This is a genomic window from Marinobacter vinifirmus (assembly GCF_002258215.1).
In the GTDB taxonomy this organism is placed as follows: Bacteria; Pseudomonadota; Gammaproteobacteria; order Pseudomonadales; family Oleiphilaceae; genus Marinobacter; species Marinobacter vinifirmus.
The window spans coordinates 1-8,829 of record NZ_NEFY01000038.1; the positions used below are offsets into that span (position 1 = coordinate 1).

At 59.3% G+C, this 8,829-nt stretch carries 12 protein-coding genes and 1 other RNA gene; 8 read left to right on the plus strand and 5 right to left on the minus strand.

The window, feature by feature from the left end; all coding sequences use genetic code 11:
• A partial coding sequence (locus B9Q17_RS17485) for a transcriptional repressor (protein ID WP_094626149.1) occupies positions 1–289 on the minus strand: 289 nt, incomplete at its 3' end.
• 123 nt (positions 290–412) lie between these two features.
• On the opposite strand from B9Q17_RS17485, the gene B9Q17_RS17490 reads away from it, so the two are divergent.
• Positions 413–745 carry an outer membrane protein assembly factor BamE gene (locus B9Q17_RS17490; RefSeq protein WP_058341809.1) on the plus strand — a complete coding sequence of 111 codons (333 nt, stop codon included), beginning with the start codon at positions 413–415 and terminating at the stop codon, positions 743–745.
• Positions 746–748: 3 nt separating this feature from the next.
• On the opposite strand, the gene B9Q17_RS17495 is transcribed toward B9Q17_RS17490, so the two are convergent.
• From B9Q17_RS17495 to B9Q17_RS17505, 3 genes are all read right to left on the minus strand, one after another.
• The gene (locus B9Q17_RS17495; RefSeq protein WP_094626150.1) at positions 749–1,027 is read right to left on the minus strand and encodes an RnfH family protein; all 279 of its coding nucleotides are present in this window, start codon (positions 1,025–1,027) and stop codon (positions 749–751) included.
• On the minus strand, positions 1,027–1,473 hold the full coding sequence (locus B9Q17_RS17500; RefSeq protein WP_022988314.1) for a type II toxin-antitoxin system RatA family toxin: 447 nt from the start codon (positions 1,471–1,473) through the stop codon (positions 1,027–1,029). The genes B9Q17_RS17495 and B9Q17_RS17500 overlap by 1 nt, the downstream gene beginning before the upstream one ends.
• 64 nt (positions 1,474–1,537) lie before the next feature.
• The gene (locus B9Q17_RS17505; protein WP_094626151.1) at positions 1,538–3,034 is read right to left on the minus strand and encodes a sodium-dependent transporter; all 1,497 of its coding nucleotides are present in this window, start codon (positions 3,032–3,034) and stop codon (positions 1,538–1,540) included.
• Positions 3,035–3,213: 179 nt separating this feature from the next.
• Between B9Q17_RS17505 and smpB the strand changes: the two genes are divergently transcribed.
• The 6 genes from smpB to B9Q17_RS17535 all read left to right on the plus strand — a co-directional run bounded on the left by smpB (position 3,214) and on the right by B9Q17_RS17535 (position 7,889).
• Positions 3,214–3,696, plus strand: coding sequence for an SsrA-binding protein SmpB (gene smpB / locus B9Q17_RS17510; RefSeq protein ID WP_094626152.1), 483 nt, complete (start codon positions 3,214–3,216; stop codon positions 3,694–3,696).
• Between the two features lie 22 nt (positions 3,697–3,718).
• Positions 3,719–5,140: a WS/DGAT/MGAT family O-acyltransferase gene (locus B9Q17_RS17515; protein WP_094626153.1), complete on the plus strand. Its 1,422-nt coding sequence runs from the start codon at positions 3,719–3,721 to the stop codon at positions 5,138–5,140.
• Positions 5,141–5,222: 82 nt separating this feature from the next.
• Positions 5,223–5,587: a transfer-messenger RNA gene (gene ssrA, locus B9Q17_RS17520) on the plus strand.
• Positions 5,588–5,766: 179 nt separating this feature from the next.
• Positions 5,767–6,999 carry a tyrosine-type recombinase/integrase gene (locus B9Q17_RS17525; protein WP_094626154.1) on the plus strand — a complete coding sequence of 411 codons (1,233 nt, stop codon included), beginning with the start codon at positions 5,767–5,769 and terminating at the stop codon, positions 6,997–6,999.
• A gap of 31 nt (positions 7,000–7,030) precedes the next feature.
• The gene (locus tag B9Q17_RS17530) at positions 7,031–7,240 is read left to right on the plus strand and encodes a hypothetical protein (protein ID WP_094626155.1); all 210 of its coding nucleotides are present in this window, start codon (positions 7,031–7,033) and stop codon (positions 7,238–7,240) included.
• 22 nt (positions 7,241–7,262) lie between these two features.
• Positions 7,263–7,889: a hypothetical protein gene (locus B9Q17_RS17535; protein ID WP_094626156.1), complete on the plus strand. Its 627-nt coding sequence runs from the start codon at positions 7,263–7,265 to the stop codon at positions 7,887–7,889.
• A 34-nt stretch (positions 7,890–7,923) separates the two neighbouring features.
• Here B9Q17_RS17535 and B9Q17_RS17540 read toward each other — a convergent pair whose 3' ends face one another.
• Positions 7,924–8,517 (minus strand): hypothetical protein, encoded by a 594-nt coding sequence (locus B9Q17_RS17540; protein WP_094626157.1) that lies wholly within the window; start codon positions 8,515–8,517, stop codon positions 7,924–7,926.
• A gap of 61 nt (positions 8,518–8,578) precedes the next feature.
• Between B9Q17_RS17540 and B9Q17_RS17545 the strand changes: the two genes are divergently transcribed.
• Positions 8,579–8,829: hypothetical protein (locus B9Q17_RS17545; RefSeq protein ID WP_154707671.1), on the plus strand; the 251-nt coding region annotated here is incomplete at its 3' end.

The following is an 8,829-nucleotide window of genomic DNA, read 5'->3' on the forward strand; positions in this document are numbered from 1 at the left end:
CGGTCTGGGTGCAGACCATGTGGTCGTGGTGATCGTCGCCGGCCATTTCGAACACAGCATGGCCGCCTTCAAAGTTGTGGCGCAATACCAGGCCAGCTGCCTCAAACTGGGTCAGCACCCGGTAAACGGTCGCAAGGCCCACATCGTCACCCTGATCGAGCAACTTCTTGTAGACGTCTTCAGCACTCAGGTGATGCTCCTTGGCGTTCTCCAGAATATTGAAGATTTTCACCCTGGGCAGAGTAACCTTAAGACCGACTTTTCGTAATTCGGCGTTTTCAGATGGCATGCTACTATTCACTCGTTGGTGTGCCTTACGGCTTCCGGTATGATGAAGCCGCCGTTCAACGGTTAAACCCGTTTCACACCTGCCAAAGGCAGGCGATTTCAAGATAGAGGATTTCCCCTGGCGATGCAAAAGCTCACCGCTATCATTCTTATTGGCATTTTATCCTTGTCAGGCTGCGTCTTCCCCGGCGTTTACAAGATCAACGTACAGCAGGGAAACATTGTTACCGACGAAGAGCTGACTGAACTCTCCGAAGGCATGCCACGCAGCCAGGTACACGCGGTACTGGGCAGCCCGCTGATGCTGAACCCGGTCGATCCTTCCAGGGAATACTACGTGTACACCTTCCAGCGCCGGGGTGGTGACATCGAAGAACAACGCATCATCGTTTACTATAACGGCGACCAGTACAGCCACTACGAAGCCCAGCTGCTGGAAGAAACCCCGGCCTACTAAGCTTCAGGCTTTCTTTTTGGCCCGGTTCAGGCGCGCCTGTTTCGGGTCTATCTTGAGCGGCCGGTAAAGCTCTACCCGGTCGCCTTCCCGCAACTCGTGGCTGGCCGGATCTTTGATCACCTTGCCGAACACGCCCATATCAATCGTGTCCGGCTCGATTTCCGGAAAGATATCCACAATACCCGAAAGCTTTACCGCCTCCAGCGCCGTGGTTCCCTCCGGAACCTTGACCGGCACAATCTGCTGCTTGTCGGGCCGGGCGTATGCCACCTCTACCTGCATTACACCAATCCTCCGCGATAGATTTCATCTGCGCGACGGCAGAAGGCGTCCACCATGGTGTTGGCAGCCTGGTTGAAGACCGGGCCGAAGGTCATTCGGGACAACGAGCCGCCAAACTCAAACTCCAGCGTGAGGATAACCTTGCAGGCATTGTCGTCCAGCGACCGGAAATGCCAACGACCGGTCAGGTTCTTGAGCGGGCCATCCACCAGCTTCATTTCGATGCTTTCCGGCATCAGCAGCTGGTTGCGTGTAGTCAGGCGATGTCGCACACCACCCTTGGCGATTTCCAGTGACGCCATAATCTCGGCATCGGTACGCTCGTGCACTTCCGCCCCGGCGCACCAGGGCAGAAACTCGGGATAACGCGCCACGTCGTTGACCAGGTGGAACATGCGTTCGGCCGAATGCATAACCAGCGCGGTTTTATCAATCTGATGAGCCATGTAAAACGGAATTCCTGCGCTTTTTTGCTACTACTGACACCAACCGCTGTCACCGGCCGATGGGTCATTCACCATGATACTGGATATCCGGCCCGTTTGGGGCGTTTTCCACCGGTGCCGAAGCTTCGGCAACCGGCGTACCCGGCCCGCACCAGATCGCATCGTTGCCGTTATCACAAAGATTGGACAGTGAAAAAATGGTGTACTGGATACCTATCCACAACGCCACAACCGGCAGCACCAGCCGCATCACCCAATACCAGAGCTTGCGGAAAAACGCCGGGGCATCGCCCAGAATCTGCGCGCTGTAGCGGCGAGTCAGACACCAGCCGGCGAAGGTGGCAACAAGCATGGCAACCACCGGAATCAGGATGCCGCCGGTCACCAGCTCCAGCCACCGGTAAACCGTGGCTCCTGCCAGCTGATAGTCGGCCCAGACGTTGAAAGAAAACAGCGAGGCCAGGCCCGCCAGCCACACCGCCAGGCCCACACACACCACAGACCATCCCCTTGGCGCGCCGAGCCATTCCCGCAACCAGCCCACCACGGGCTCCAGCAGGGAGATAGACGTCGCCCAGACAATCAGCACCACCAGCAGGAATACCGCGGTGATCACCACCTGGCTGAACGGCACCTGGGCCAGTGCCACCGGCAGAGAGACAAACAACAGGCTGAAGCCTCGCTCGCCATCCAGGCTGGTGCCGTCAAGCGCAATGGAAAACATCATCACACCGGCAACGATTGCCACCAGGGTATCCATCAGCACCACCGCCAGAATAGATCGTTTCAGGCGGGTTTCCGCCGTGGTGTAGGCACCAAAGATCGCCCATACCCCGACCCCGAGCCCCAGGGTGAAAAATGCATGGAAGAAGGCTGCCTTGATGCTGTCGAGGCTTAACTGTTCCGGCCGAAAGGTCAGAATGTGATCAACCCCGGACTCCAGCCGCCCATGCCCGGCGGACAGGGCAAACAACACCGCCAGCAACACTAACGTGCAAGGCACCACAATACGCAGCGAACGCTCCAACCCCTTCACGACACCCCGGGCCGACACCGCCAGCACCAGTATCAGGAAGAACCCGTGCCAGGCCATAAACTCCCGGTAACGCTCCGGGCTTGAAACCAGCTCGGTCAGCACCGCCGAAGCGGAAGCTGTGGTCGCACCGCTGAACCGGCCGGAAGCACCGGCAAACACATAGGCCAGCACAATGCCGCCAAACACTGCGGTAAATGACAGTACCAGGAAGGCTGCAATCACACTCAGGGGACCGGTCAGGTGCCACAAGCGGTGGCTGCCGGCGTTGCGCACAAAGCCATCCATGGCCAGCACGATCCCGTGCCGGGAGTGCCGCCCGAACACCGCCTCTGTCACCATCAGTGGCAAAGCCACCAGCAACAGGCTCGCCAGGTACAACAGGATAAACAGGCCGCCACCGTGAATGCTGGCCAGGTAAGGAAACTGCCACAGGTTGGCAAGGCCCACGGTTGCACCAACCGAGGCCCAGAAGAAGCTGGATTTACGGGTAAACGACCCTATGGATGTCTGGTACTTGTGCGGCATTCCGGCCCCTGAAAAGCTATAGCCGCTTATTGTAGCCGATGCCGGTGGCGGCAAACGACCATTGTGGCACCCCGGCGGCGAAATCGTGACCCGTCTGGCAGACCTGAGCTACAATGCCCGCTTTGCCGGCCCTCTGTTAACCGCCGGCCAAGTCATTCTTCCGATCCCGGACAGGATTCATGAGCAAGAAGAAAGCAAGCGGACCCACCAGTAACACCATTGCCCTGAACAAGAAGGCAAAGCACGAATACCACATCGAAGAACGCTTCGAAGCGGGCCTGGCCCTGCTTGGCTGGGAAGTGAAGTCTCTGCGTGCCGGCAAGGCGCAACTGGTGGATGCCTATGTCCTGCTCAAAGACGGCGAAGCCTGGCTGCTTGGCGCCCACATTATGCCGCTCAACACTGCGTCTACCCATGTGATTGCCGACCCCACCCGCACCCGGAAACTGCTGCTGCACGCCAAGGAAATTGCAAAGATCATCGGCCAGGTCAACCAGGCCGGGCACACATGTATCCCGCTGGCGCTATACTGGAAAGGCAACAAAGTGAAGTGCGAGATCGCCCTGGTAAAAGGCAAGAAGCTGTTCGACAAGCGGGCGACAGAAAAAGAGCGGGACTGGAACCGGCAGAAGCAGCGAATTATGCGCGAAGCCAACACCTGAGGCTGAGACACAAGGAGGGGGTATGTCACCACAACGGGCAGCCATGTCGTCGGTAGACCGGTCCTGGCTGCGCATGGACACCCCGGAAAACCCCATGATGATTTCGGCGGTGTTGATGTTCGAAAAGCCGATCGACATCACTCGCCTGAAGCGCACCCTGGAGGAGCGCTTCCTGAAGTTCCGGCGTTTCCGCCAGCGCATCGTAGACAAAGGCGACAGGGTTTACTGGGAAGACGACCCGCTGTTCGATCTCGACAACCACCTGCATCGCATTGCCCTGCCCGGCAAAGCCGGCAAGGATGAACTCCAGGCGCTGGCCAGCGACTTCAACAGCAGCGCCCTGGATTTCCGGCGCCCGCTCTGGCAAATCCACTATATCGACAATTTTAACGGCGGCTGCGCGCTGCTGGTGCGCATTCACCACTGCATAGCAGACGGCATCTCCCTGGTTCGGGTACTGCTTTCCCTTACGGATAAATCTCCCGAAGCCAGGCTGAAAAAAATCTCCAGCAAACCGAAACCCGCCAAAAAACCGGAAGGCACGCCCGCCTCCCGCTTCCTGCACCGCTTGGTAGACAGCAGCCAGGCAGGGTGGCAGCAGGTGAGACTGTTCCTGGATTCCGTCCGTGAAGAACCCAACTACCCGCTCAAGCTCGCCACCACGGCCGGCGGCATTGCTGCGGACCTGGTAAAACTCGGGCTGGCTCCCTTCGAACCGAAAACCAGCCTGAAACAACAACTGGTTGGCCGCAAACAGGTCGCCTGGGCCGAACCGCTCGACCTGGATGACGTCAAAGCCTGCGCCAAAATACTTGGCGGCACCGTTAACGATGTTCTGTTGTGCGCCGCCACCGGTGCCCTGAGCCGGCATTTCACCGAACAACACCAGACCATCCCGGACTGTGGCATTCGGGTAGCAGTGCCTTTCAACCTGCGCCCGCTGGACCAGCCGATCGAGACCCTGGGCAACCAGTTCGGCCTGGTACTGGTGGGCCTGCCGGTTGAAGTTACCGACCCTCTCATGTGCTTCCGCCAGGTGCAGGAAAACATGAACCGGCTAAAGCGTTCCTACCAGGCCCAGGTCACCTACAGCCTGCTTGATCTGTTCGGTCGCGGCCCCGATATCCTGGAACGACGGGCACTGGACCTGCTCAGCAAAAAAGCCTCTGCGGTACTGACCAACGTGCCCGGCCCCCGGCACGCCGTGTACCTGGCCGGCAGCAAACTGGTTCAGCCCATGTTCTGGGTACCCCAGAGCGGCAACATCGGCATTGGCATGAGCATTTTCAGCTACGCCGGCACCGTACAGTTCGGAATTACCATCGACAAAGGCATCCCGGCAGACCCGGTTGCGGTGATGGAATACTTCCGCGACAGCTTCCGGAATCTGTACCAGGCCGCAAAGGCCAAGGGCTCGGCCGGGGATCTTCGCGCTGCGTCGTGATACGGATAGGTATAAATAACCGCGACGATAGTGAAACACCCCTTGAAGTATCGGGAGCCGCCCACATATACTCCAAGTAAGAGGGGACGACATGGCTTCGACGCTGGTGGCGAACCCTTGGGTGCATGTCGAGATGGCAGCCAATCTCGTTAATCCAAAGCTGCAACGCAATAGTCGCAAACGACGAAAACTACGCACTAGCAGCGTAAGCTGCTAGTCGTCCTGACCGGGTCGCCCGTAGCTCGGAAGCAACATCTCAGGACGTCATCGCTTACGGGATGCTCCTTTATCCAGAGCTCACTGGCTAAAGGCTAAGATTTAAAGAGCTCGCCTCTTGCACCCTGGCCTTCGGGTCGCTTGAGGTTAAAACAATAGAAGGACACTAAGCATGTAGATCTCAAGGCCTAGTGCTGGCGGACGCGGGTTCAATTCCCGCCGTCTCCACCAAATTAGGAATCTCAGAAAACCGAAAACCTCTCAAACCCGCGCCACAGCGGGTTTTTTATTGCCTGATTGTTTCGTTACTGTCCGTCTGGATACGTTGAAAGCCGGGAAAAGTGGGGGTACATTAGGGGGTACATGACCCAAGGTTAGTTTTTTGTACCCCCAGATGGACACCTGCAACGATGAGTCAGGCCGTTAACAAGCTGGCAGCAACCAGCGTAAAGAATGCCGAGTTCAAAGACCGCGCCTTTAAGCTGTTCGACGGGGCCGGGCTGTTCCTGCACGTTCAGAAATCCGGGAAGTATTGGCGGCTGAAGTACCGTTACGCGAAAAAAGAACGGCTCTTAGCTTTGGGGGTATATCCTGAAGTCAGCTTGAAAGATGCCAGGGCCGCACGTGATGAGGCCCGCGCCCTGCTGGACAAGGGTATAGACCCAAGCAACCACCGCAAACAGGTGAAGCACAGCCGGTATACGGCAGCTGTGAACACCTTTGAAGCCGTGGCCCGTGAATGGCATCAGGAGGTACACCAAAGCGCCGTTGTTGCTGAGCACGCGGGGCGCAACCTCCGCCGCCTTGAGGTGCACGCCTTCCCCCATATTGGCAGCCGCCCCATTGGCGAAATCACCCCCGGTGAACTGCTGGAAGTCCTGCGCAAGGTAGAAAGAAAGGGCCATATAGAGACCGCCCGCCGCGTTAAAACGCTGTGCGGCCAAGTCTTCCGCTACGGGATCGCCACCGGGAGAGTTGAGCGGGACATTACCCCAGACCTGCGGGATGCCCTCAAAGTACCCCCAACCAAACACCACCCCGCCATTACCAAGCCGGAAGAAATCGGGCCGCTTATGAAAGCCCTGTATGGCTATCCGGGGCACTTTGCCACCTGTGCCGCGCTCAAGATTGCCCCGCTGCTGTTTGTTCGCCCCGGTGAACTCCGCCAAGCGGAATGGGCCGATATCGACCTTGACGCGGCTGAATGGCACTACAGCGCCAGTAAAACCGGGTTCGAGCTTGTAACCCCACTCCCCCGCCAGGCTGTGGAAATCCTTCGGGAGGTTCATTCAGTCACGGGCCGGGGCCGGTATGTGTTCCCCAGCGTGCGGGACAGAAAACGCCCCATGAGTAACGCCACCATCGGGGCCGCCCTGGCACGGTTAGACCTGAAGGACAAAATGTCTGCCCACGGCTTCCGGGCCATGGCCCGCACGGTGCTGGCGGAACAGCTGGGCTTTCCCTCTGAATACATTGAACAGCAATTGGGCCACTCAGTCCGGGATGCCAACGGCAGGGCCTACAACCGAACCACCCACCTTGAAGCCCGCCGCGCCATGCTGCAAACGTGGGCCGATTACCTGGATGAATTGAGAACCGGCAAAGGGAATGTTGTCCCCCTGAACCGTGGCAAAACTGCCTGAACCTGACCACCACCCAAAAGGAAAACAAGCCATGACCATTATGGAAACACTGCAAGCGGAACAAATGGAAAAACTGAGAGAAGCCACCGGAGTAATTGCCAAGCTTCAACAGGAAATTCTAGCCGCCAGGGGATGCACGGGCCGCCCGGAATTCCTGGACAAGGATTTGTTCATTGGCGGCCTGGCTACTGCCTCCGAACTGCTGAATGACCAACTGTTTGACCTGATCGAATCCAAGTGACGGGCCGGGGCTGGCGGTTTCAATGACTGAGTATGTGGTTTTATTACGCACCACCGGCCCCGATGGGGAGCCGTGGGAGCGGGTTATATCTCCGGTTTTTCAGTCTGAAGCCGCCGCCGATGCGTGGCGGTCTGCCAATGGCCTTACCACTAGCCAAACAGTGCTAACCACCTGCCTACAAGATGTTCCAGGGGAAGAGGAGCGGCGCTACATAGTTAGGGACCTTCTGCCCCGCAAACAGATGGAATGGGAGGCGGGGGAACCGCTGGCACTGATTGAAGCCCTTAACTGGTGCGTAGTGACTAAGACGCCCTTACCGGATTGGTGCGCAAGTATTGTAAGCCAGGCCGCACACCGATTGTTTGACTTTGAAGTTAGAACACTTGACGAGGCTTTTGGTATCTCCGGCAAGATACACAAAGGCGTAAAAATGGAGGGAGCCCGCCAGCGGCTGAACTTTAGGGGCCTTGCCTGGGTCACGGTCAACCGATTCAAAGCCGAGGGAATGAAACACGATGAAGCCTTAGAACGTGCCGCCGATGAAATGAAGGCAACGGGGTTTCGAGGGGGGAGCAGTGTTGTAAAGCAGCTCTACACAGAGGCAAAGGCGGCATATAGCCAAATAAATGCGGTAGACTCCAAACCCTGACCCCAACCGCCGGGCTACCACCAGCTGCCAGAACTCACCACCAACCCGAACGCTGCTGTTCCTGGTGCTCACCTGCCACCCTGGCAGATACCCCCAGACCGTGCCCCTTCCAGCGGCCCTGCTGCCGCTGCCGGATCACACCGCCGGGGCAACCAGCCCACGGCAGCCCCTGCCGGCCTCCGGCCTTGAGCCTGACCGCCAGCCATACCACCGGGCCAAGCCCCGCTCCGGGGCTCCCGGCTGCCGCCAGCTGCCAGACCTCATCACCACCAACCGAACGCCCCGGTTCCTGGTGATGACCTGCCACCCTGGCAGATACCCCCACACGATGTACCCCCAGACCGTGACCCTGCTGGCGGCCTGCCCGCTGCCGGATCACACCGCGGGGCAACCGGCCAACGCCTGCACCCTGCCGGCCTCCGGCCTTGAACTTCACCACCAGCCACACCGCCGGGCCAAGCCCCGCGCCGGGGCTCCCGGCTTCCGCCAGCTGCCAGACCACCCCAGCACCAACCCGAACGCTGCTGTTCCTGGTGATGACCTGCCGCCCCTGCCGGATCACACCACCGGAGAACCGGCCCACGGCAGCCCCTGCCGGCCTCCGGCCTTGAGCCTGACCGCCAGCCATGCCACCGGGCCAAACCCCGCTCCGGGCTCCCGGCTGCCGCCCCGGCAGATACCCCCAGACCGTGACCCTGCTGGCGGCCATGCCGCCGCTGCTGGATCACAACGCCGGGCAACCTGCCAACGCCTGCACCCTGCTGGCCTCCGGCCCTGAACCCAACCGCCAGCCATACCACCGGGCCAAGCCCCGCGCCGGGGCTCTCGGCTGCCACCAGCTGCCAGACCTCACCACCAACCGAGCGCCCCGGTTCCTGGTGATGGCCTGCCACCCTGGCAGATACCCCCACACGATGTACCCCCAGACCGTGACCCTGCT

Excerpts from the sequence above, each read along its gene's own strand:
- B9Q17_RS17490 (WP_058341809.1), top strand. The coding sequence starts at position 413 with ATGCAAAAGCTCACCGCTATCATTCTTATTGGCATTTTATCCTTGTCA.
- B9Q17_RS17495 (WP_094626150.1), bottom strand. The coding sequence starts at position 1,027 with ATGCAGGTAGAGGTGGCATACGCCCGGCCCGACAAGCAGCAGATTGTG.
- B9Q17_RS17500 (WP_022988314.1), bottom strand. The coding sequence starts at position 1,473 with ATGGCTCATCAGATTGATAAAACCGCGCTGGTTATGCATTCGGCCGAA.
- B9Q17_RS17505 (WP_094626151.1), bottom strand. The coding sequence starts at position 3,034 with ATGCCGCACAAGTACCAGACATCCATAGGGTCGTTTACCCGTAAATCC.
- smpB (WP_094626152.1), top strand. The coding sequence starts at position 3,214 with ATGAGCAAGAAGAAAGCAAGCGGACCCACCAGTAACACCATTGCCCTG.
- B9Q17_RS17515 (WP_094626153.1), top strand. The coding sequence starts at position 3,719 with ATGTCACCACAACGGGCAGCCATGTCGTCGGTAGACCGGTCCTGGCTG.
- B9Q17_RS17525 (WP_094626154.1), top strand. The coding sequence starts at position 5,767 with ATGAGTCAGGCCGTTAACAAGCTGGCAGCAACCAGCGTAAAGAATGCC.
- B9Q17_RS17530 (WP_094626155.1), top strand. The coding sequence starts at position 7,031 with ATGACCATTATGGAAACACTGCAAGCGGAACAAATGGAAAAACTGAGA.
- B9Q17_RS17535 (WP_094626156.1), top strand. The coding sequence starts at position 7,263 with ATGACTGAGTATGTGGTTTTATTACGCACCACCGGCCCCGATGGGGAG.
- B9Q17_RS17540 (WP_094626157.1), bottom strand. The coding sequence starts at position 8,517 with ATGGCTGGCGGTCAGGCTCAAGGCCGGAGGCCGGCAGGGGCTGCCGTG.